17 protein-coding genes and 1 pseudogene are annotated in these 22,015 nt (G+C 72.9%); 10 read left to right on the top strand and 8 right to left on the bottom strand.

Translation table 11 applies throughout. The annotated features are described in order from the left end of the window. Positions 1–3 precede the first annotated feature (3 nt). A complete protein-coding gene (locus IPZ69_RS04945; protein ID WP_235452513.1) occupies positions 4–726 on the top strand; it encodes a TetR/AcrR family transcriptional regulator in 723 nt (240 codons plus the stop codon). A gap of 402 nt (positions 727–1,128) precedes the next feature. Beyond that, positions 1,129–2,100: a cation diffusion facilitator family transporter gene (locus IPZ69_RS04950; RefSeq protein WP_235452514.1), complete on the top strand. Its 972-nt coding sequence runs from the start codon at positions 1,129–1,131 to the stop codon at positions 2,098–2,100. 133 nt (positions 2,101–2,233) lie between these two features. On the opposite strand, the gene IPZ69_RS04955 is transcribed toward IPZ69_RS04950, so the two are convergent. Beyond that, positions 2,234–2,677, bottom strand: a complete 444-nt coding sequence (locus tag IPZ69_RS04955) for a nitroreductase family deazaflavin-dependent oxidoreductase (protein ID WP_235452516.1) — start codon at positions 2,675–2,677, stop codon at positions 2,234–2,236. Positions 2,678–2,768: 91 nt separating this feature from the next. Beyond that, complete coding sequence (locus IPZ69_RS04960; RefSeq protein WP_235452518.1) at positions 2,769–3,401, bottom strand: LysE family transporter; 633 nt, start codon at positions 3,399–3,401, stop codon at positions 2,769–2,771. A 290-nt stretch (positions 3,402–3,691) separates the two neighbouring features. Here IPZ69_RS04960 and IPZ69_RS04965 point away from each other — a divergent pair, with 290 nt between their 5' ends. The 3 genes from IPZ69_RS04965 (at position 3,692) to IPZ69_RS04975 (ending at position 5,914) form a co-directional block, all read left to right on the top strand. Further along, positions 3,692–4,921, top strand: a complete 1,230-nt coding sequence (locus tag IPZ69_RS04965) for a cytochrome P450 (protein WP_235452520.1) — start codon at positions 3,692–3,694, stop codon at positions 4,919–4,921. A 36-nt stretch (positions 4,922–4,957) separates the two neighbouring features. Further along, positions 4,958–5,158: a ferredoxin gene (locus tag IPZ69_RS04970; protein WP_235452561.1), complete on the top strand. Its 201-nt coding sequence runs from the start codon at positions 4,958–4,960 to the stop codon at positions 5,156–5,158. Between the two features lie 219 nt (positions 5,159–5,377). Continuing rightward, entirely contained in the window at positions 5,378–5,914 is a 537-nt protein-coding gene (locus IPZ69_RS04975; protein ID WP_235452522.1) for a flavoprotein, read from the top strand. Positions 5,915–5,942: 28 nt separating this feature from the next. On the opposite strand, the gene IPZ69_RS04980 is transcribed toward IPZ69_RS04975, so the two are convergent. Beyond that, a complete protein-coding gene (locus IPZ69_RS04980) occupies positions 5,943–6,818 on the bottom strand; it encodes an endo alpha-1,4 polygalactosaminidase (protein ID WP_235452525.1) in 876 nt (291 codons plus the stop codon). Positions 6,819–7,050: 232 nt separating this feature from the next. Between IPZ69_RS04980 and IPZ69_RS04985 the strand changes: the two genes are divergently transcribed. Beyond that, complete coding sequence (locus tag IPZ69_RS04985; protein ID WP_235452528.1) at positions 7,051–8,019, top strand: aldo/keto reductase; 969 nt, start codon at positions 7,051–7,053, stop codon at positions 8,017–8,019. Between the two features lie 3 nt (positions 8,020–8,022). On the opposite strand, the gene IPZ69_RS04990 is transcribed toward IPZ69_RS04985, so the two are convergent. Next, the gene (locus IPZ69_RS04990; RefSeq protein ID WP_235452529.1) at positions 8,023–8,844 is read right to left on the bottom strand and encodes a phytanoyl-CoA dioxygenase family protein; all 822 of its coding nucleotides are present in this window, start codon (positions 8,842–8,844) and stop codon (positions 8,023–8,025) included. Positions 8,845–9,145: 301 nt separating this feature from the next. Between IPZ69_RS04990 and IPZ69_RS04995 the strand changes: the two are divergent. Both IPZ69_RS04995 and IPZ69_RS05000 read left to right on the top strand, forming a co-directional pair. Continuing rightward, positions 9,146–10,052, top strand: a pseudogene (locus IPZ69_RS04995) (helix-turn-helix domain-containing protein). Between the two features lie 319 nt (positions 10,053–10,371). After that, positions 10,372–12,489 carry a ricin-type beta-trefoil lectin domain protein gene (locus IPZ69_RS05000; protein WP_235452530.1) on the top strand — a complete coding sequence of 706 codons (2,118 nt, stop codon included), beginning with the start codon at positions 10,372–10,374 and terminating at the stop codon, positions 12,487–12,489. An 18-nt stretch (positions 12,490–12,507) separates the two neighbouring features. Here the strand turns inward: IPZ69_RS05000 and IPZ69_RS05005 are convergent, their stop codons facing one another. From IPZ69_RS05005 to IPZ69_RS05015, 3 genes are all read right to left on the bottom strand, one after another. Next, positions 12,508–13,743 (bottom strand): hypothetical protein, encoded by a 1,236-nt coding sequence (locus tag IPZ69_RS05005; protein ID WP_235452531.1) that lies wholly within the window; start codon positions 13,741–13,743, stop codon positions 12,508–12,510. A 203-nt stretch (positions 13,744–13,946) separates the two neighbouring features. Then, the gene (locus IPZ69_RS05010; protein WP_235452533.1) at positions 13,947–14,633 is read right to left on the bottom strand and encodes a DUF4232 domain-containing protein; all 687 of its coding nucleotides are present in this window, start codon (positions 14,631–14,633) and stop codon (positions 13,947–13,949) included. 132 nt (positions 14,634–14,765) lie between these two features. Next, positions 14,766–16,163: a serine/threonine-protein kinase gene (locus tag IPZ69_RS05015; RefSeq protein ID WP_235452534.1), complete on the bottom strand. Its 1,398-nt coding sequence runs from the start codon at positions 16,161–16,163 to the stop codon at positions 14,766–14,768. A 46-nt stretch (positions 16,164–16,209) separates the two neighbouring features. Between IPZ69_RS05015 and IPZ69_RS05020 the strand changes: the two genes are divergently transcribed. Beyond that, the gene (locus IPZ69_RS05020; protein ID WP_235452536.1) at positions 16,210–16,758 is read left to right on the top strand and encodes an RNA polymerase sigma factor; all 549 of its coding nucleotides are present in this window, start codon (positions 16,210–16,212) and stop codon (positions 16,756–16,758) included. A gap of 27 nt (positions 16,759–16,785) precedes the next feature. Here IPZ69_RS05020 and IPZ69_RS05025 read toward each other — a convergent pair whose 3' ends face one another. Further along, positions 16,786–19,158: an ATP-binding SpoIIE family protein phosphatase gene (locus tag IPZ69_RS05025; RefSeq protein WP_235452537.1), complete on the bottom strand. Its 2,373-nt coding sequence runs from the start codon at positions 19,156–19,158 to the stop codon at positions 16,786–16,788. A 254-nt stretch (positions 19,159–19,412) separates the two neighbouring features. Between IPZ69_RS05025 and IPZ69_RS05030 the strand changes: the two genes are divergently transcribed. Next, positions 19,413–22,015: glycoside hydrolase family 2 TIM barrel-domain containing protein (locus IPZ69_RS05030; RefSeq protein WP_235452539.1), on the top strand; the 2,603-nt coding region annotated here is incomplete at its 3' end.

Genomic DNA, 22,015 nt, shown 5'->3' on the forward strand with positions numbered 1-22,015 from the left:
CCCATGACCGAACGTGTCGTTCCGCCGGCGGCCCGCGTGCGCCGGAGGCCCACCAAACAGGGCGTGGTCCTCTCCGAGGAACTCATCGTCGAGACCGCGCTGCGGCTGATCGAGGAGCACGGCGGCGACGCCCTCTCCGTGCGCCGCCTCGGCCGGGCGCTGGGCGCCGATCCCAGCAGCCTGTACCGCTACTTCCGGCACACCGACGATCTGCTGCTGGCCATCGCCGACGAGCTCATCGGCCGTACGATGCGCGCCTGGCGGCCCACCGGGGACTGGCGCGCCGACCTGCGCGACCTGGGCCTGCGCATCCACGCGGGAGCCCTCGCGCACCCCCGGGCCGCGGTGCTGAGCTTCCACCGCGTGACGGGGCGGGCGCACGAGATCCAGGCCGTCGAGACCATGCTCGGGGTGCTGCGCGGGGCGGGCTTCCCGGACGCCGACGCGGTACGGATCTACCACGCCTTCGTCGACCAGGCGCTCGCCTACGGCGGCCTCGACTCCGCCAACGCCTCCCTGCCGAGGGCCGCGCGCGAGGCGGAGGACGAGGTGTGGCGGGCGACCTACGCCCGACTGCCCGCGGACACCCACCCCCACATCGCGGCGACCTCCCGCCACCTCATCACCTCCATGCGAACGAGCTCCTACCCGGCGGCCCTGGACCTCCTCCTGACCGCGGCAGCGACCCGCCTCGACACGATCAGGGGGGCGGTGCCGGGGGAGTGAATCGCGGGCTCTTGCGGGCGGCTGACCTGCGGGTCTTTGCGGGCGGTGCCGGTCGGTTGGCCCGCGGGCTCTTACGGGTGGCAGAGTCGGTCGGCTGACTCGTCGGCTCTTGCGGGTGGCGGTGTCGGGTGGCTGGCCTGCGGGTCTTTGCGGGTGGCCGTGTCGGTCGGCTGACCTGCCGGCTCTTGCGGGTGGCGGTGTCGGTCGGCCGACCCGCGGGCCGTTGCGGGCGGTTGTGCCGGGCGGTTGGCCTGCGGGTCTTTTGCGGGTAGCGGTGTCGGGCAGCTGACCCGCGGGTCTTTGCGGGCGGCGGCGGGCAGCCAGCTGCGGGCCCTTCCGGTAGGCCCCCGAATTCCGCCGACCGCACGGTGTGAGGGGCCCGGTCCGGGGCAGTCGGCGAGCGTGGGCGAGACATCCTCCGATCGCGGAGCCGACCGCAGGACCCGCGTCACCGTGCTGGTGGCACTCGCTGCCAATCTGGTGATCGCCGTGGCCAAGGCGGTCGGCGGTCTCCTCGCGGCCTCGCCCGCGCTGCTGTCGGAGGCGGCCCACTCGGTGGCCGACAGCCTGAACGAGATCTTCCTGCTGGCCGCGCTGCGCCGCAGCCGCCGCCCCGCCGACCGCCGGCACCCCTTCGGCTACGGCAAGGAGCGCTTCTTCTGGGCCCTGCTCGCGGCCGTCGGCATCTTCGTCATGGGCGGCTGCTTCTCCTTCTTCCAGGGCTTGGAGGCCCTGCGCCACGGCGCGGAGGAGAAGTTCAGCGGCTATGTGGCGGGCCTGATCGTGCTGGGTGTCGCGCTGCTCGCCGAGGGAGCCTCCCTGCTGCGGGCGCTGTACCAGGTGCGCCGGCAGGGCGGCGGCCGGACCGGGCTGCGCGACCCGGCGCTGCGCACCGTGGTCGCCGAGGACGGCACGGCGGTGCTCGGCGTGAGCCTGGCGATCGCCGGCATGGCGCTGCACATGGTCACGGGGCAGGTCGCGTGGGAGGCCTCGGCCTCGCTGGCGATCGGAATGCTGCTCGTCCTCGTCGCCTACCGCCTGGGACGCGACGCCCGTGACCAGCTCATCGGGGAGGCCGCCGACCCCGAGCTCAGCGACCGGATCCGTGATCTGCTGGCGGCGCAGCCCGAGATCGACAGCGTGGAGGAGCTGTTCACGATGAAGATGGGGCTCGACTCCACGCTGGTGGTGGCCCGGATCGATCTCGTACCCGGCCTGGACAGCGAGCGGGTCGAGGAGGATGCCGTACGCATCAAGCGGCACATCGCCCGGACCGTCCCCGAGGTCGACCAGATCTTCCTCGACGTCACCGACCGCCCGGCGGGCGAGGCATGCGAGAGCCCCGCCGCGACGGGGGAACGCGGCGGGGCCTGACGCACGGGTGCCCCGGGCGGAGCCGGTTCATGCCTCCCCGAAACAGATTTTTCTAAAAGACGGCGAACCGGGGCCGGAAACAGTCGCCTTGGGCCACCAGTGCCCCCGGCCGATCAGCCGACGGCACGGGTGCTCAGTCGGCCGGTTCGAGGACGAAGAGCGGGATCTCCCGGGCGGTCTTCTGCTGGTAGTCCGCGTACGGCGGGAACGCGGCCACCGCCCGCTCCCACCACTGGGCCTTCTCCTCGCCTGTGACCTCACGGGCCGTCATCTCCCGCTTGACCATCCCGTCCTGCAGCTCCACACGGGGGTGGGACTTGACGTTGAAGTACCAGACGGGATGCTTGGGCGCGCCGCCGAGCGAGGCGACCGCGGCGTAGCGTCCGTCGTGCTCCACCCGCATCAGGGGTGTCTTGCGGATCTTGCCGCTCCTGGCACCCAGGGTCGTCAGCAGGATCACGGGCATCCCCGTGTCCATCAGCGTCGTTCCCTTGGTGCCGCCGGAGCTCTCGTACAACTCGACCTGTTCGCGCACCCATTGCGTCGGGCTGGGCTCGTACTCGCCCTGAAGAGGCATCAGGCTCGTCCCCTCATCGGTCCTACGGATTGCTGGCAGCCTGCTTCAACACCGGCCGCTGCCCGGATCTTCCACCCCGAGGTCCGTCCGGTCACGCGTGCCACACCGCCATCCGTACCGCCAGAGCCATGATCACGCCACTCGACAGCAGCGCCGTCAGCAGCCGCCCCCGGTGCCCCGTCAGCGCGCGGCCGAGCAGCGCGCCGCCCGTGGCGAGCAGCAACTGCCAGCTCGCGGAGGCCGCGAACGCCGCCAGGACGAAGACGCCCTGCTCCAGGGGGCGTACGGCGTCCGCCGTACGGGTGCCGAGGACCAGCGCGGCGAAATAGATCACGGTCGCGGGGTTGAGCAGGGTGATCCCGAGCAGTCCGAGATACGCCCGTGCCGCGCCGGGAACCGGCCGCTCGGGCCGGGTGGTGAGCCGGTGCTCGCGGTGGTGCCGCAGCGCCACGGCCGCGCCACGCACCGCGAGCGCGGCGAGCACCAGGGCCGAGGCCCAGCGCAGCGGACCGAGGACCGGGCGCAGCGCCGCCGCGACGGCGGCGCCGCCGACCGTGGCGACCAGGGCGTAGAGCCCGTCGGCGGTCGCTACGCCGAGCGCGGCGCAGGCGCCGGTGCGCAGGGAGGTACGAGCGGTGAGGGAGACCAGATAGGTCGCGACCGCGCCGACCGGTACGGCGATGCCGAAGCCGGCGAGCAGGCCCGCGACGAGCGCGGCGCTCACGAGCGCGCGGGCTCGGGCCTCCGGGGACGGCCGGGCTGCTGCTGGACCCGCACCGGCAGGACGGCGGCGGAGGTCGGCGGCAGGAAGGCGTCAGTCGTGAACATGCGCAGATCCTGCGGCCCCCGCCCCGGCCCCGGCAAGCGAATTTCGGCGCGGAAACTACGCTGGAAGCGTGCGGTCCGGCCAGATCCACCGCGTCACCGATGTGGCCGAACTTGTCGTGGCCGTATAGATGCCTGGGGCATCTAATGAAGATCGCCACGACGCACTCCTCGTCTGCGAGGTGCTCCATGACGGAACTGACGGAATCCACCGATCGGGCGCGTACGGACGAGCCCGTCGCCTTCCCCCAGGACCGCAGCTGCCCCTACCACCCGCCCACCGGCTACGACGCGCTGCGCGAACGGCGCCCGCTGGCCCCGATCACCCTCTTCGACGGCAGCCCCGCCTGGCTGGTCACCGGCCATGCCGCCGCCCGGGCGCTGCTGTCCGACGCACGCCTGTCGACCGACCGCACCCGCCCGGGCTTCCCCGCGCCCACGGCCCGGTTCGCGGCGGTCCGCGACCGTCGGATCGCCCTGCTGGGCGTCGACGACCCGCGGCACCGCACCCAGCGCCGGATGATGGTCCCCTCCTTCACCCTCAAGCGCGCCTCCGAACTGCGGCCCGCCATCCAGGGCATCGTCGACGGACGGCTCGACGCGATGATCGCGCAGGGGCCGCCCGCCGAGCTGGTGAGCGCCTTCGCGCTGCCCGTGCCGTCCAGGGTGATCTGCGCGCTGCTCGGCGTGCCGTACGCCGACCACGAGTTCTTCGAGGCGCAGTCGCGCCGGCTGCTGCGCGGCCCGGAGCCGGCCGACTCACTGAAGGCGCGCGAGCGGCTGGAGACGTATCTGGGCGGGCTGCTCGACCGCAAGCGGGCGCAGCGCGAGCCCGGCGACGGAATCCTCGACGAACTCGTCCACCAGCGCTGGCGCGAAGGCGAGACGGACCGCGCCGAACTGGTCTCGCTGGCGGTGATCCTGCTGGTCGCGGGCCATGAGACGACCGCCAACATGATCTCCCTCGGTACCTACACACTGCTCCGGCACCCCGAGCGGCTGGCCGAGCTGCGCGCCGATCCCACGCTGCTGCCCGCCGCCGTCGAGGAGCTGATGCGGATGCTGTCGATCGCGGACGGGCTGCTGCGGATGGCCACCGAGGACATCGAGGTGGACGGCACCACGATCCGCGCGGGGGAAGGCGTCCTGTTCGCCACCTCGGTGATCAACCGCGACGCGTCCGTCTACCCCGAGCCCGACATGCTGGACTGGCACCGTCCGGCGCGCCATCACGTCGCGTTCGGCTTCGGTATCCACCAGTGCCTGGGCCAGAACCTGGCCCGCGCCGAGATGGAGATCGCCCTGGGCACCCTCTTCCACCGGCTGCCCGGACTTCGCCTCGCCGCCCCGCCGGAGGAGATTCCCTTCAAACCGGGCGACACGATCCAGGGGATGCTGGAACTCCCCGTGAGCTGGTAAGAGGCTCCTGCCATGCACATCGAAGAGGCTCCCGCCCTGCGCATCGACATCGACCGGGACGTCTGTATCGGGGCGGGCCAGTGCGCCCTGACCGCCCCGCGCGTCTTCACCCAGGACGACGACGGCTTCAGCATGCTGCTGCCCGGCCGTGAGGACGGCGGCGGCGACCCGATGGTGCGGCAGGCGGCCCGCGCCTGCCCGGTCGGCGCGATCACGGTCACCGAAGCGGCCCGCTGACCTCAGCCGGCGGCCGCCGGCGGGAACAGCTGCCCGGCCGGCGGGGGGCAGCCCGGTGTCGGCCACGAGCACCGCGAGGTGGTCCCGGAACGCCCGCTTGCGCGCGCGTACTTGGGCCACCACACGGTCGAAGACGGCCGGGATCCGCTCCCGCGGGTCCTCGTGGCCCGCCCCGAGGCCGAGCGCGGACCGTTCTTCCCGCTTGAGTAGGGTGCCCGGATGACCGAACAGGCCGGGAAGCCCTTCCTCTACGTCGTCGTCTGCGCGGCCGGTGTCGCCGCGGGCGTCAGCAAGCTGGTCACCGCGGCCCAGGAACGGGACTGGGAGGTCGGGGTCCTGGCCACACCGGTCTCCCTCGGCGGGTTCTTCGACACGGCCGCGGTCGAGGCGCAGACCGGCCGCCCCGTCCGCTCGGCCTGGCGCACCCCCGCCGAACCGCGTCCCTTCCCGGCGCCGGACGCAGTGGTCGTCGCGCCCGCCACCTTCAACACCGTCAACAAGTGGGCGGCCGGCATCGCCGACACCCTCGCCCTCGGCACCCTGTGCGAGGCCGCGGGGCTGGGCGTGCCGATCGCCGTCCTGCCCTGTGTGGCGGACGCGCTGGCCGCCCATCCCGCCTACCAGGGCAGCCTGCTGCGCCTGCGCGGGATGGGCGTCCGGTTCGGCGCCCCCTTCTCGGGCGAGCCCGACGCGTCGGGCCGACGGCCGGAGTTCCCCTGGGAACACGCCCTGGACCTGCTGGACGAGGCCCGGTGACGACGGGTCGGCGGTCCGGCTGGCCCGCTCACCCCACCTTGCGCACGTAGCCGCTGCTGCCCGGCGTCGACACCGCGCGGTCCCGGCGCACGATGCTCAGCCGGCCACCGAAGCCGTCGACGGCCTTGCGCAGCCCCTTGTCCGTGTACTCGACGACGACGACCCGGTCGTGGAACGCCTTCGCGTACGCGCCGCACTCGTCGAACTCCGCGCACTCCTCGGCCACCGCGAAGTCGAGCCCGGCCCGCGCGCGCCGCCCGAGCAGTTCCGCGGTGTTCTTCTGACCGATCGCCAGGTGCCGGGCGTGGGCGCGCCGGGAGAGCAGGGCCATGAACGCCACCGCGTCGTCGGCGGTCAGCAGGTCGTGCGAGCGGCTGTAACTGTCGTAGTTGTCCGGCTCGACGGCGTCGTAGCCCTTGTCCGCGCAGCCTTCGATCCAGCGGTCGACCCGCCGCGCGACGCGCTCCCGCTTGGCCGGGGTGCCGATGTCGAGCAGCGGTTCGTCCCAGTTCTCGTCGATGACCACCTTGCCGTCGGCGTCGCGCAGCAGCAGGTCGGCGGGCCAGGAACGGCGCTCCTCCGGCTGGGCCTGGAAGGCGTTCACGTAGCAGATGTTGTACAGGCCGGGCGCCGGGGACGAGGACCGGTCGCGGCTGACGACACGGACGCCGGCCGGCGGGGGATAGGCGCCGCCGATCTGGTAGTCGAAACCGGCGTGCGGCGGTGGCAGCCGCACGCTCGTCGGGGGCGCGGCGGCCGCGGACCGGGACGGCCGCGGCGAGGCCGTGTTCTCGGCGTCGTCGGTCCCGCACCCGGCCGACCCGGCGGCCAGTGCGAGGGCGAGCAGGACGGCGCCTGCGGCCGTCCCGGGACTTCCGACGCGGGTAACACCCCTGGTGGGCATGTCCGCTCCATCAAGCGCGAGTACGACCCCGCCTCGGACCGACGCGGCGGTCCTGGCGACTCGGGCCGGGCTGGGACGGTGTCCGTACCGGCTGGGCGCACCTCTCGGTGCCGCGCGGTGCGCGCCGACACTCCGAAAGATCCAAGCGCCCGCGCACTGTCACCGTCAAGTCGGGCCGTACGGCGTCGTACGCTCGCCAGTGGTAACCGACCCGAAGGCAGGAGCAGCAACGATGCAGTACGTGAAGCTCGGTTCGACGGGCCTGGACGTGTCGCGGATCTGTCTGGGCTGCATGACCTACGGCGTGCCCGACCGCGGCGTCCACGAGTGGACCCTCGACGAGGAGGCGTCACGTCCGCTGATCCGGCAGGCGCTGGACGCGGGCATCAACTTCTTCGACACCGCCAACATCTACTCCGACGGGACCAGTGAGGAGATCGTCGGCAAGGCGCTGTGGGACTTCGCCGACCGCGACGAGATCGTGCTCGCCACCAAGGTGCACGGCCGGATGCGGCCCGGGCCCAACGGGGGCGGCCTTTCCCGCAAGGTGATCATGACGGAGATCGACCACAGCCTGCGCCGCCTCGGCACCGACTACGTCGACCTCTACCAGATCCACCGCTACGACCACGCCACCCCGGTCGAGGAGACGATGGAGGCGCTGCACGACCTGGTCCGGGCGGGCAAGGTGCGCTACATCGGGGCGAGTTCGATGTACGCCTGGGAGTTCTCCAAGGCGCAGTACACGGCCGACCTGAACGGCTGGACCAGGTTCGTCTCCATGCAGAACCACTACAACCTCCTCTACCGCGAGGAGGAGCGGGAGATGCTGCCGCTCTGCGCGGACCAGGGCGTCGGCGTGCTGCCCTGGAGCCCGCTCGCCCGCGGCCGGCTCACCCGTGACTGGGGCACCGTCACCGAGCGCAGCTCCAGCGACAACTTCGGCAACCGCCTGTACCTGGAGAGCGACCGTTCGATCGTCGAGGCCGTGACCCGGATCGCCGGCGACCGGGGCGTCCCGCGCGCCCGGGTCGCCCTCGCCTGGCTGCTGCACCAGGACACCGTGGCGGCACCCATCGTCGGCGCGGCCAGGCCGCAGCACATCGAGGACGCGGTGGCCGCCGTCGAACTGGAGCTGAGCGAGAAGGAGATCGAGGAGCTGGAGCAGCCCTACACCCCGCGCGAGATCAGCGGCCACTGACGGTCAGTGGGGTCCGTGCGGCGCGAACTCGGTGCCGCACGGACCGGCGCCCTCGCTCTTCGGCAGCGGAACCCGCTCGCCCGCCATGGACAGCGTCCGGTAGTGGTCGCCGATCCGCTCCGTGGAACGGCCCACGTAATGGCCGATGAACGAGCGGCGAAAGCGGTCGGCCGTACGGTTGGGCCCCGAACCGTGCACCAGGCTGCCGTTGAAGAACAGGACGTCACCCGGTGCCATGTCCACCGGTACGGCGCTCAGACCGGGCGGCGGCGGGACGTACTCCCGGGCGAACGACAGCTCCGCGTCGGCCTCCTCGGGGCAGAAGACGTCCATGAGGTGCGTCCCGGGGACGACTTGGAGCCCGCCGTTTTCCCGGTCGATCACCTCGCAGGCCACCCAGGCGGCCACGCACGTGCCCGGCTCCACCCGCAGATAGAAGTTGTCCTGGTGCAGCGCCTGGCCGCGCGCGCCCGGCGGCTTGAAGTAGAACATGCTCTGCGCGGCCAGCGGCTCCTCCCCGAGCAGGGCCTCCAGCACCGTGCGCAGCCGCGGGTCCAGCAGGACGTCCCGGGCCGGCGCGCTGATCTCGTGCGGGTGCATCACCCGTGGATGGGTGAGCAGCGGATCGGCCGGAGCGCCGCCTCGGGGCGCGCGGGGCTCGAAGTGCCCGGGCACGGGACCGGCCGCGTGCAGCGCCGCGAACTCGGCGCACAGCCGGTCGATCTCGGCGCGCCCGAACAGCGCGCGTACGACGGCGAATCCCGCCTCCTCGAACCGGCGCCGTACCTCCGCGAGGGCGGCCCCGCCGCTGTCCGTGACCGTCATCCGCGCACTCCTCGCCTCCGGTGACCCAGGCCCGTCACGCTAGGTCCTGTCGTCAAATTCCCGTCTGCCCCGCGACGCCATGCACGCTCCCCCAAGCTCTTCGAGCAGGGGGGACCCCCACTCGCCGCACCGGGCCCGACCCAAGTACGTCCAGTACGAGGGACGAGGCCCGGCACTCCCCCAGCCTTCGGCCGGGGGGACCCCCAGAGCACGCACCTGACGCCGCAGGGCCCGCGCTTCGGGCGGACGACGGGAGTTTGACGACAGGACCTAGACCGACGCCCGCGCCCGGAGGATGCCCATGACACCTGAGGCCCTGCCCGAGACTGCCGCCGCGGCCGCCGCCCCCTCCCCGCCGCCGGGCGTGGTGGTCGTCGGGCACTTCGACCGCACGCCCGGCTACGGCGTCAACCGGCCCGGCGGCGCCGACAGTTGGCTGTTCACCTGGACCACGGGCGGGCGCGGCCAGGTCCGCCAGGGCGGCGCCGGAGCCGGCCCCGGCGCCGGTGACCTGGTGGTGCTCGCCCCCGGCGTCCCGCACCGCTACGCGGTCGGGCCGGGAGCCCGGCACTGGCGGTTCTGGTGGGCGCACTGCGCCACGCGGCCGGGCTGGGCGGCCTGGCTGCGCCCGTTCGCCGTCGACGACGGGCTGTACGTCGTCCCGCGCGTCCCCGCCGGCCTGCGCGGCCGGGTCGAGGCGGCGTTCCGGCGGATGCTCGCCGACGCGCGCTGGACCGGCACCGGCGCGCCGCCCGCCCCCGAGCCTCCGGGCGACGACCCGGTCGCCGTCGCGCACGGAAGCGCGGCACGCGAGCTGGCCCTGTGCGCGCTGGAGGAGGTCGTCCTGCTCGCGGCCGCCGGCGCCCGGTAGCCGGCATCGGCGCCCCGGCGTCGACGAGCGGGTGCTCCGCGCGCAGGAGTTGATCGCCGCCGACCCGGGCGCCCCGCACACCGTCCGCTCGCTCGCCGAGGGCGCCGCGCTGTCGCCCTCCCGGTTCGCGCACCTGTTCACCGCGCAGACCGGCCGGTCGCCGATGCGCGCGCTGCGCGAGGCCCGGCTGCTTCATGCCGCCCGGCTGCTGGAGGGCTGCGACCTGACCGTCGAACGGGTGGCCGCGGCCTCCGGATTTCCCAGCCCCTTCCACTTCCACCGGGTGTTCCGTGAACGGTTCGGGCTGCCGCCGGGGGCGTATCGATCGCGCAAATGACCAAGCGTTTTGCGGCGATGGCGGGGTCCGGCGGGGATCGACTGACATTTCGTCAATAGCACAGCGTGGCCGAGTAATAGCAAAACCGGTTGTGATCTCTTGTTCCGGCGTGCCGGATTGTGCGAAGGTGTGCGCTGTCGGCGCGCGGACCATTACTTTTTCCTGCGCGCACGCGGCCGCTCCGATGAACCTCTCGGGCTTCAAAAGAGCTGCCGAAGGGGACGTTCGAGCTGCCGAACCTTGTACGGGCCGGATCGATCCGGCCCTCTGTTTATTGGTATGGACTAGATACTGTGTTGCGTCTCGGAGGAATGCAGCCGTGAATGAGGCAGGCCCCTCGAATTCCCCCACCCCTGTCCGGCCGTACGACGTCACGGACGAGCAGCTGAGTGCCGAACTCAAGAAGTGGACGGGAACGACGCCCGCGCTGCACCCCGTCGGTGAACTCCTCGACCGGCACTGGGAAGCGGCCTTCGCCTACGCACGGCTGTGCACCGACGGAACGCGCGCCGCCGGGATGCTCACCACCGCCACATTCACCCGGCTCTTCGGGGAATCGCTGCGGCAGAACGGCCCGACCTCCGCCTGGCGGCCCCAACTGCTGGTCACCGTCAGGCGCATCGCGGCGGAGTGGGACACCGACGGCCGCCGCGAACTCCTCCACCCCGACCTGCGCTCCGGCACCGGCACCGGGGACCGTGCGGCGGCCCGGTTGCTGCCGCCCGCGAACCGGCGCCTGCTGTCCCGCGCGTTCCAGCGGCTGCCGCAGTCCGCTCGCGCCCTCCTGTGGCACAGCGAGGTCGAGACCGAACCGCTCGCCATACCGGCCGCACTCCTCGGTCTGGACGAGGAGGGCGCCCGCGTCGAACTCGGCCGGGCCCGGGACCGGCTGCGCGAGGAATGCCTCCAGGTCCACCGCGAACTCGCCCCGCAGGACGAGTGCCTGCGCTACATCCGGATGCTCGACGTGACCTTCCGGCGCGGCGTCGGCCTCGACCCGGACCTCCAGCGGCACCTGAGCGGCTGCGCGCACTGCAGTCACACCGCCGACCAGCTCGACCGGTTCAACGGTGCCCTCGGCGTCGCCCTCGCCGAGGCGGTACTCGGTTGGGGCGCACAGGCCTATGTGGAGGCGCGAGCGCGACTGACCGAGGGCCCCGAAGAGGCCGAATACGCCGAGGGCACCGGGCAGGCCGGCGCACCGGAACATTCACACCCGACGGCCACGGCACCGATCGGAGGCGAGCCCTTCGAAGCATCGGCGGACGGTGACTTCTTCGCGTCCACGGCGCCGGCCGGGTCGGCGATGGGCGCTGTCTTCGCGTCCATGGCGGCGGCAGATACGGCGCCGGGGGACTTCTCCGCGTTCACGTCAGCCGGACCGGACGCAGCCGACGCCTTCGGCCCCACGGGAGCCGCCGCTGCCACGCCGGGCGACAAGCCGGACCGCACGGCCCCAGACTTCCGTTCCCGCCGCACGGCCCCTGGCTCCCGCTCCCGTCGCTCCGCTCCGGGACCCCGCACCGGCTCGCGTCGTACGGCCCCCGGATCGCCCCGCTCCGCGCAGCGGGCCGCCCGGCGTGCTCGTCGGCGCAACCTCGCGCTGGCCGTGGCGGCCGTGAGCGGCCTCGTGGCGCTGCCGCTGGTGCTGTGGTCCGTGCTGTCCTCGGGGGAGGGCGCCACGGCCTCCGGGAGGAAACCCGGCGCGGGGGCGGGCTCCGGCTCGCCGACGCCGGGGGCCTCCTGGATCGGGACGAGCGCGACCTCCCAGAGCATCGTGCGCGGCCGGCTGCGCAACGTCGCGTCCGGGCTGTGCGTCGGCATCGTCGGCGGCAAGGCCGTCCAGGGCGCGGAGACCGAGCTCGTCAAGTGTTCCTCGGCGGCGAGCCGGCAGTGGACGTACGAGACCAACGGACTGCTGCGCAGCGCCGCCGCCCCCGAGCTCTGCCTGGACTCCCGCCTCGGCTACTCGGTCCGGCTCGCCCCGTGCACGGGCCCGGCCCAGCCCAGCGCGAAGAACGTCCGCTACGAGTTCACCGCCAAGGGCGCGCTCGTACCGCGCTGGAACCGCGACCTGGCCCTCACCCCCGCCGCCACCGACGGCGCGGGCGCCCTCGTCCTGAAAACCCGCGCCGACACCCCCGTCCAGTACTGGACGATCGACACCTCCAAGCCCGACCTGCAGATGCTGGCGGTCAACTGGGACGCGGAGAGCACCCCGTCGCCGGCCGCCGGCACCGGCTCCGCTCCCGGGGCGACGCACACCCCGTCGCCGAGCCCCTCGGCGAGCGGGCCGACCGCGCGGCCCGCACCGTCGCGATCCGGCTCGGCCGACCCCTGCGACTACTCCCCGTACTCCTGCTACCCGGACGGCCGGGACGGCGGCTGGGACCACCACCACGACTATGGCTCGGGCGGTGGCCGCGGCGGTCGTTGAGGTACGGCGCGCGCGGACTCACGTGGTCCCCGCCGCGCCCAGGAACTGCGCCCAGTCGCCCTGCGGTGCCTGGCCCGGCGAGAGCGTGCGCAGCTTGCGCAGGACCGCCGGGTCCTGGGCCTCCAGCCAGGCCACCAGTTGCTTGAAGGACACGAACCGCACCTCGTCGTGCTCGGCCATCCGGCCGATGGCCTCCTCGACGGCGTCCATGTATATGCCGCCGTTCCAGCGCTCGAAGTGGTTGCCGATGAAGAAGGGCGCGCGGTTGCTCTCGTACGCGCGGCGGAAGCCGGCCAGGTAGGTGTCGCGGGCCTGGGTGCGCCAGGTGTCGTACTGGGAGCGGTCGCCCAGCGGGTTACCGGCGGACTGGTTGTACATCATGTTGTAGTCCATCGACAGGACCTGGAAGGAGTGGCCGGAGAAGGGTATGGACTGCAGCGGGAAGTCCCAGATCCGGCCGCCCTGCACCTTGCCGGGCCAGACCTGCAGTCCGCCCGGGGAGCTGGCGTCGTACTTCCAGCCCAGCGCCGCCGCCGTGGGCAGCAGCGCGGTCTGGCCCTCCAGGCACGGGGTGCGGCCGCCGATCAGCTCCTTGCGGTAGTCGAAGGGCAGCGGGTCGAGGTCGGTGAAGCCGGTGTTGGTCTTCCACTCGGTGACGAAGCGGACGGCCTGGTCGATCTCGCTCTTCCACTCGGCGCCGGTCCAGTTGCGCACGCCGTCCGCGCCGCAGAAGTGGCCGTTGAAGTGCGTGCCGATCTCGTGGCCCTCCAGCCAGGCCGAGCGGACCTGCTGGATCGTGGCGTGGATGTGCCGGTCGGCGAGATAGCCGATCGCGGAGGCGCCGACGGCGTGCCGCGGCGGGTGGTACAGGGTCTTCTTGGACTCGGGGAGCGTGTAGATGCCGCTCAGGAAGAAGGTCATCGCCGCGCCGTGGTCGGCGGCCACTTTGCGGAACCGCGAGAAGAGTTGGTTGCTGATCTCGCCCGCGCCGTCCCAGGAGAACACCACGAACTGCGGCGGCCGCGTCCCCGGCTTCATCCGTACGGCCTTCGGCTGCTTGGGCTGGGCGCCGGTGTCCGCGGTGGAGCCGTCGCCGATGAGCTTCACCGGCGGGGCGGCCTGCGTGGTGTGCCCGCCCTCCTCGGGGCTCTCGCCGCCCACGGACAAGCCTCCGGCCGAGCAGGCCGAAAGGGCACCGAGCGCGCCCGCCGTCGCCCCCGCGGTCAGCAGACGCCTGCGTGAGATGCCGCTCATGTTCGTCCCCGATTTCCTCGTCGCGGCCCCATGCGGAGCCTGTGTGCCGTGTGGTCGAGGGATTCGATGGGCGGGTCCGCAGGAAAGATCGGAGCGATCGAGGGCTGTTGCCGTCCTGTGACACTCGGGCCGGGGAACCGGACGGCGACATGACGAACCCCGCTGCCCGGGGGGAGAGGGCAGCGGGGTCCGGGACCGGTGGTTCAGGCGCCCGTGCCGGGGCCGAACACCATGAGGAAGACGGAGGAGGCGTTGCCGGAGACCGGCACCTCGCCCGCCGTCCACTTGACCGTGAGGTGGTCCCGCTCGTCCGGCGGGGTGACCAGCAGCGAGGCGGGCGTCGCCGTCTTCGCGCCGCTGATCTCGGGGTTGGAGAAGGTCAGCCCCGCCCAGGCGCTCTTCCCGGGCTTCAGCGTGACCGTCACGGGGGTGCCCGAGGACCGCTTGGGGTCCGGGCCGAGCTGACTGCCCGACGCGCTGACGAAGGCGGCGCCGGGATAGCCGCGCAGCGTGCAGCTGCGCGACGACTTGTTGGTGAGCACGATCGGGAAGTTCTCCTGACCCGCGCCCGGGTTGTTGCGGCCCACGGTCGCGCTCAGCTCGGAGGTGTGGCAGCGCGTGCTCAGGGCCGCGCCGGCCGTACCGCTGTGCGTGGAGCCGGTCGTCGTGGGGGCGGCGGACGCGGCCGCACCGGTCGGGGTCGAGCCGGTGTCGGACGCGGGTGCGGCGGAGGATTCCGGCTTCTCGGTCGCCGGCGCCGCCGGGCCCGACGCCGTCTTCGAGGGCTGGGTCTGGGTCGTGGCACTGCCGCAGGCGGTCAGGAGGCCCAGTACGGCGACCGAACCCGCGAGCAGGGCCCCGCGCTGCAAGGACCGGGGTGTGTGCACCATGTCTGACTCCTGGATCTTCAGGACACGCGTGTGGCGCGCGCCCGCGGCGCCGTGTGCGCCGTCATGGGACTCCGATGCACGGGCCACCGGAAAGGTTCGCGGCCCGCTCGGTTTTTTCTACCGTCTTTGCCCTCAGGTGACCCGGAGCGAGCGCAGTATTCCGTCGGTTGCGTCGTCGTGACCGTGCCGGCGCACCTGTACGTACACCTGGGGCTGCTTCGCGCCGGACGCCGGGGCGAGCGCGGCCTCCGCTATCGAGCCGCCGTCCGCGCAGCCGCTCCAGGTGCGGACCCGGCCGTGCCAGTCGGTGCTGGTGAAGGCGCGGTTTCCGGCGTAGTGGCAGCCGGAGTGGGCGAGGGCGTTCACCCGGGCGGTGACATCGCCGTGCTCGCTCAGGCCGATGAACACGCCGTTCACCGGAGCCGTCAGATCCGGCCACTTCGCCAGGTCGTCGGCGACCTCCAGCCCGGGCTCCTGCCCGGAGCCCAGGCCCAGGGCCCGCGGATTCCATCCGGAGTCGCGCAGCTGACGGCCCCAGCCCGCGGGCACCACGGCCGCGATCCGGCCGGTGGCGTCCGACACCCGGACCGAGTCGGCCGGAGAGTCGTGGTGCATCAGGGTCACCGCCACGGCCGCGCCCCCGGCCGCGAGGACCGCCGCGACGGTGAGGGTGACGACGTTGAGTCTCCTTCTGACGCCGTCGAGCCTGCGGCGCGTCCGGCGCGTCCGGCGTGCCGGGGCACGGGCGGCCAGCCGGTCCAGCTCGTCCGCGAGGTCCCGGGCGGCCGGCCAGCGCCGCTCGCGGTCCGGCTCCAGCGCCCGCATCAGGGCGCGCTGCACGTCGTCACCGAGCTCCGGACGCAGCCGCTGCGGGCGTACGACCTGGCCCGGCGCGGCCGGAACCGTCCCGGTGACCAGCTCGTAGCCGACCGCGCCCAGGCTGTACACGTCGGCCCGCGCGTCGATGCCCTCGCCGGGCTCGGCCTGCTCCGGCGGCTGGTAGCCGGCCGAGCCGGCGGCCAGGGTGAGCCCCGAGGCCTGCGCCAGGCTCTTGGCCAGCCCCAGGTCGGCCAGCAGGACGCGGTCGGTGCCGCCCGGCCCCGTACGCAGCAGGATGTTGCTCGGCTTGATGTCCCGGTGGACGATGCCCGCCTCGTGCAGCGCCGCCGCGCTCCGGGCGGCCTGCGCCGTCAGCCGCAGCGCCTCGGGGACCGGGAGCGGGCCCGCGTTCAGCCGGTCGGCGAGGGTGCCGGCGTCGGCGTACTCCATCACGAAGTACGGCCTGCCGTCCGGCAGTTCACCGATGTCGTAGACCTGCACGACCCGCTTGGAGTCGGCCTTGCGCAGCAGCCGCGCCTCGGACAGGAACCGGTCCCGGATGTCGAGCCGGTGGGACCAGTTGTCGGCGAGCACCTTGACGGCCACCGGGGCCTGCAGTACGTCGTCGTGGGCGAGCCAGACGGTACCGAAGGCGCCGGTGCCCAGAGGCCGTTCGAGACGGTAGCGGCCGATCCGCTCCGGGGAGTGCATGCGACTATCATGCCTGGCCTGAGATCGACTCCGAGGGGGACCTGGCGTGCACGACGCGGCGCTGACCGAAGACCTCGCCCGGCGGGCCGCCGCGGGCGACCCGGCGGCCCTGGACCGGCTGCTCTCCGAGGTCCGGCCCGAGGTCGTGCGGCGCTGCGGGCGCTTTCTGCCCTGCCGGGAGGACGCCGAGGAGGCCGCCCAGGACGTGCTGCTCCAGGTCGCCCGGAAGATATCCACCTTCGAGGGCCGCAGCCGCTTCAGCACCTGGCTGTACACGGTCGTCGCGAACTGCGCCCGGCAGAAGTACCGCGAGCTCAAGCGGCGCGCCGCGGAGCAGCCCGCTGCCATCGAGCCGTCCGCATACGTCGACCCGCGCACCACCAGCGTGATCGCCGGCTCCCGGGTGGACCTGCTGGAGGCGCTGGACCGGCTGGAGCGGGAGCATCCGCACCTGGTCGCGCCGCTGGTCTACCGCGACATCTGCCAGCTGGAGTACGCCGAGGTCGCCGAGCGGGTCGGCATTCCGCTCGGCACGCTGAAGTCGCGGCTGCACGAGGCGCGCAAGCAGGTGCGGCCCTGGCTGACGGCCGGCTGACCCGGCCTTTCTCCCGGATGACCGGGCCTACTCCTCCTCGACCAGGGTCACCTCCGCCCAGATCGTCTTGCCCTCCGCCGTGTGCCGGCTGCCCCAGCGCTGGGTGAGCTGGGCGACCAGGAGCAGCCCGCGGCCGCCCTCGTCCCAGGTCTTGGCCCGGCGCAGGTGCGGGGCCGTGTGGCTGGTGTCGGAAACCTCACAGATCAGCGTGGCCGCGTCGTGGATCAGCCGCAGCCGGATGGGGTGCGAGCCGTACCGGATGGCGTTGGTGACCAGCTCGCTCACCACCAGCTCCGTGGTGAACGCGGCCTCGCTCAGCGACCAGGTGTCCAGCTGCTCCACGACCTGCTTACGGATCGGGGCGACCAGCGCCGGATCGGCCGGGATGTCCCAGGTGGCCACCTGGGAGGCGGGCAGCCCCTGGGTACGGGCCAGCAGCAGGGCCACGTCGTCCTGGGCACCGCCCGGCGGGAGCAGGGCCGCAAGCACCCGGTCGCAGGTCTCCTCCAGCGACTCCGTGTACGCGGCGAGCGCCCCGAACAGCAGCCGCTGACTGGCCTCGACGTCCCGCTCCCGGGTCTCGATCAGACCGTCGGTGTACAGGGAGAGCACGGTGCCCTCGGGCAGCTCGACCTCGATGCTCTCGAAGGGCAGCCCGCCCAACCCGAGCGGAGGGCCCGGCGGCAGGTCGAGCTGCCGGGGCGGTTCGCCGGGCGGCACCAGCACCGGCGCGGGATGCCCGGCGCGGGCCAGGGTGCAGCGCCGCGAGACCGGGTCGTACACGGCGTACAGGCAGGTCGCGCCCACCTCGCCCGGGCTGCCGGCGCCGCCCGCCTCCTCGGACAGCCGGACCACCAGGTCGTCGAGGTGGGTGAGCAACTCGTCCGGGGCCAGGTCGATGTCGGCGAGGGTGCGCACCGCCGTCCGCAGCCGGCCCATGGTGGCGGAGGCCTCGATGCCGTGGCCGACGACGTCCCCGACGATCATGGCGACCCGCAGCCCGGACAGCGGGATCACGTCGAACCAGTCGCCGCCCACCCCGGCGCGCGCCGCCGGCAGGTAGCGGGAGGCGGCCCGCACGGCGGCCGTGCGCGGCAGCGTGCGGGGCAGCAGGCTGCGCTGGAGGGCCAGGGCGGTCTCGCGCTCGCGGGAGTAGCGGCGGGCGTTGTCGACGCAGACCGCGGCGCGGGCGGTGATCTCCTCGGCCAGCAGCACGTCGTCCTCGGTGAAGGCTTCGAGGCGCCGGTGGCGGGCGAGCACCGCGACCCCGAGGGTCAGGCCGCGGGCCCGGATCGGCACGGACATCACGGAGTGGATGCCGAACTCGCGCACCCGCTCGCCCCGCGCGGTGTCCGCGGCCAGCCACTGCTCCAGGTCGGAGGGCACCGAGGCGACGATCGTGCGGCCCGCCATGAGGGAGGCGGCCTGCGGGGACGTGGCGGGGTAGACCGCGATGTGCCCCGGCTTGATCACCGCCTCGGGGGTGTCCTGGAGCACCGACTGGTGCGCGGCCCGGCGCAGAGAGACCGGCGCGGTGATCCGCGCCGGCGGCTCGGCGCCGTTCTCCTGCGGATCCAGCAGGTCGACCCGGACGAAGTCGGCGAGCACCGGCACGCACACCTCCGCCAGCTCCTGGGCGGTCCGCGTGACGTCGAGGGTGCTGCCGATCCGCACGCTCGCCGTGTTGACCAGTTGCAGCCGCTCCCGGGCCCGGTAGTTGTCGGTGAAGTCGTGGGCCGCCAGGCACACGCCGCGCACCCGGCCCTGTGCGTCGGTGATCGGGGCCATCCGGGCCAGCCAGGAGTGCGGCCGCTCCTCGCCGGCGGCGGGCAGGTGCGCCTGGACGTCGACGGGGAGGCCGGTGGTGAGCACCCGGAGCAGGGCCCGTTCGAGGGCCTCGCTCTGCGGCTTGCCGCCGATCTCCGAGGCCCGCAGCCCCCGGGTGCGCTCCGAGGAGAGATCGATCACCGCTTCCATCGCCTCGTTCATCGTGCGCAGCCGCAGCCGGTCGTCGTAGAGCGCGACCGCGCACGGCGCCTGGATCAGGGCGGCGTTGGACAGTGGGTCGTCCGGGGCGGGGGCGGTGCCGGCCTCCAGCGGCGTGACGACGAGCCAGTCGGCGGGGCGGTCGTCGTGCGGCGGGCGGTGGTGGGCGAGCACCCACACCGACACCGTATGACCGTCGCGGTGGCGCAAATCGACCGTCCCGGTCCAGCGCGGTCCGGCGGGCACCAGGCGGCCACTGCCGGCCAGCAGTTCCGCGGCGGGGCGGCCCACGACCTCTGCGGCCGTGTGGCCGAGCAGCCGACGAGCCCCCTCGTTCCACGCGACCAGGACACCGTCGTCGTCGATGACAGCCCGGGCCGTAGCCGCATCGTCGAACGGATAGACCGGGCTCATCGTCGCCACTCCCGAGCGCACACTCACAGTGAACATGCGAGTCACTTGTGTTCCAGCCTAGTCCGTCCGGCCCGCGCGCGGAGGGCAACTATGAGCGACCCGCCCGGCTGGTCAAGAGGCCGATTCGGCCGTTGTCGGGCGCGGGTCAGGCGCAGGTGACGGCACTCTTGACGGCCCGGTGTGGTACTCCGTCAGAATCTGTTTGTTCGCGATGAGTTGTGAGTACTTCTGGGCCCTGATGAGGGAGAGCCGTCATGACGGTCACTCGCAGATCGGTTGTGGTCGCCGCCACCGCAGCGTCGGCGGCCGGAGCGCTGCCAGGAGTTCCGGGCGCGTGGGCGGCCGGGGCGTCGGGGGAGGGAGGTGGAGGAGGTGGAGGCGGTGATGCCGGCGGGCGCCGCACGATCCCGCTGCGGGACGGCTGGCGCTTCGCGTTGGTCGACCCGGACGGGAGCGCCGACCCGACCGACGCCTGCGCCGACCCCGGGTACGACGACTCGGCCTGGCGCCGGGTGGCGGTGCCCCACGACTGGAGCATCGAGCGGACGCCCACCACGGAGCACGGCACGACGAGCGGCACCGGGTTCTTACCGGGCGGCCTCGGCTGGTACCGGATCGCCTTCACCCTGCCGCCCGGCTACGCCGGCCGGCGAATCCGGGTGGAGTTCGACGGCGTCTACATGGACGCGTACGTCTACTGCAACGGCACCGAGGTCGGCCATCACCCCTACGGCTACACCGGCTTCGCCCTCGATCTCACCGCTGCGCTGCACACCGACGGCCGTACCGAGAACGTCCTCGCGGTCCGGGTCCGCAACCGGCTGCCCAGCAGCCGCTGGTACTCGGGCAGCGGCATCTACCGCGAGGCCCGCCTCCTGGTCACCGAGCCCGTGCACGTAGCTCGGTGGGGCACCCGGGTCAGCACGCCGGACATCACCGCCGAGCGGGCCGTGGTGCGGGTGCGCACCTCGGTGGTCGGCGAGTCCGGCGCCGGCGCCGACATCGAGGTCCGCTCCCGGATCGTCGGCCCCGACGGACGTACCGCCGCCCGTACGTCCTCCACCGTCACGGTCGCGGACCGGGCCGAGGCGGCCCATGAACTCACCGTCGTGAAGCCCGCGTTGTGGGACTTCGAGGCGCCGCACCGCTACACCCTGGAGACCGAACTCCGCGTCGGCGGCACGCTCACCGACGCCTGCCGCACCATGTTCGGCATCCGCACGTACCGCTTCGATCCCGACGAGGGCTTCTCGCTCAACGGAGTCCCCGCGAAGGTCAAGGGCGTCGACCTCCACCACGACCTCGGCGCGCTGGGCGCGGCGATCAGCATCGACGCGGTGCGCCGACAGATGACCCTCATGAAGTCGATGGGCGTCAACGCCCTGCGCACCTCGCACAACCCGCCTTCGCCGCAGATGATCCAGGCCTGCGAGGAACTGGGCATCGTGCTGATGGTGGAGGCCTTCGACTGCTGGCGGACCGGCAAGACCACCTACGACTACGGGCGGTTCTTCGACGAGTGGTGCGAGCGGGACGCCACCGAGATGGTCCTCGCCGCCCGCAACTCGCCCGCCGTCGTGCTGTGGTCCATCGGCAACGAGATCCCGGACTCCACCAGGACGGCCGGGCTCGCGATGGCCGACCGGATCATCGGCGCGATCAAGGCCGCCGACGACACCCGCCCCGTCGTGATCGGCTCGAACAAGTACCACTCGGTCCCGGCCAAGGGCTCGGCGGCCGACCTCATGCTCGCCAAGCTCGACGGCCTCGGCCTGAACTACAACACCGCCCGGTCGGTGGACGCCCTGCACGCGGCCTACCCGCACCTGTTCCTCTTCGAGTCCGAGTCCTCGTCGGAGACCTCGACCCGGGGCGCGTACCAGGAGCCGGAGCACCTGAACACCGGCGAGAACCACACACCGGGCCGACGCGCCACCTCCTCCTACGACAACAACCTCGCCTCCTGGACGATGAGCGGCGAGTACGGGCACAAGAAGGACCGGGACCGGAAGTGGTTCGCAGGACAGTTCCTCTGGTCGGGCATCGACTACATCGGCGAGCCCACGCCGTACGACGTCTTCCCGGTCAAGGCGTCCTTCTTCGGCGCGGTCGACACGGCCGGCTTCCCCAAGGACATGTACCACCTCTTCCGCAGCCGGTGGACGACCGAGCCGATGGTGCACCTGGTGCCGATGACCTGGAACCACGAGCCGGGGGACACGGTCCAGGTGTGGGCGTACGCGAACGTCGTCACCGTCGAGCTGTTCCTCAACGGACGGTCCCTGGGCACCAGGGAGTTCGACACCAAGCACACCACCGACGGCCGCGCCTATCTGGAGACCACCGAGGCCACCGGCGACGACAGGACGGTCACCGGCGGCCCCTACCCGGGCAGTTACACCAGCCCCAACGGCAGCGCGGGCAAACTGCACCTCACCTGGAACGTGCCCTACGAACCCGGTGAGCTGAAGGCGGTGGCCCGGCGGGGCGGCACGGTGGTCGCGACGGACGTGCTGCGCACCGCCGGTGCCCTGCACGCCGTGCGCCTGACCGCCGACCGTTCCTCCCTCGTCGCCGACGGCCGTTCGCTGGTCTTCGTGACCGCCGACATCGTCGACGCCCACGGGGTCGTGGTCCCCGACGCCGAAAACCTCATCGCCTTCGAGGTGACCGGCGGCTCCCTGGCCGGAGTCGACAACGGCCGCGAGGAGAGCGCCGAGCGCTACCAGGCGAGCACCCGCACCGCCTTCCACGGAAGGGCCCTCGCGATCGTCCGCTCCGGCACCGAGCCCGGCGCGCTCAAGGTCACGGCGCGCGTGGACGGGCTGCGCAGGGGCACGGTCACCGTGCGCACCAC

Source organism: Streptomyces olivochromogenes (assembly GCF_021538895.1).
GTDB classification, from domain to species: Bacteria; Actinomycetota; Actinomycetes; order Streptomycetales; family Streptomycetaceae; genus Streptomyces; species Streptomyces olivochromogenes_A.

Coding starts and splice junctions, on each gene's coding strand:
- IPZ69_RS04945 (WP_235452513.1), top strand. CDS start 4: ATGACCGAACGTGTCGTTCCGCCGGCGGCCCGCGTGCGCCGGAGGCCC.
- IPZ69_RS04955 (WP_235452516.1), bottom strand. CDS start 2,677: ATGCCTCTTCAGGGCGAGTACGAGCCCAGCCCGACGCAATGGGTGCGC.
- IPZ69_RS04965 (WP_235452520.1), top strand. CDS start 3,692: ATGACGGAACTGACGGAATCCACCGATCGGGCGCGTACGGACGAGCCC.
- IPZ69_RS04975 (WP_235452522.1), top strand. CDS start 5,378: ATGACCGAACAGGCCGGGAAGCCCTTCCTCTACGTCGTCGTCTGCGCG.
- IPZ69_RS04980 (WP_235452525.1), bottom strand. CDS start 6,818: ATGCCCACCAGGGGTGTTACCCGCGTCGGAAGTCCCGGGACGGCCGCA.
- IPZ69_RS04985 (WP_235452528.1), top strand. CDS start 7,051: ATGCAGTACGTGAAGCTCGGTTCGACGGGCCTGGACGTGTCGCGGATC.
- IPZ69_RS04990 (WP_235452529.1), bottom strand. CDS start 8,844: ATGACGGTCACGGACAGCGGCGGGGCCGCCCTCGCGGAGGTACGGCGC.
- IPZ69_RS05005 (WP_235452531.1), bottom strand. CDS start 13,743: ATGAGCGGCATCTCACGCAGGCGTCTGCTGACCGCGGGGGCGACGGCG.
- IPZ69_RS05010 (WP_235452533.1), bottom strand. CDS start 14,633: ATGGTGCACACACCCCGGTCCTTGCAGCGCGGGGCCCTGCTCGCGGGT.
- IPZ69_RS05015 (WP_235452534.1), bottom strand. CDS start 16,163: ATGCACTCCCCGGAGCGGATCGGCCGCTACCGTCTCGAACGGCCTCTG.
- IPZ69_RS05025 (WP_235452537.1), bottom strand. CDS start 19,158: ATGAGCCCGGTCTATCCGTTCGACGATGCGGCTACGGCCCGGGCTGTC.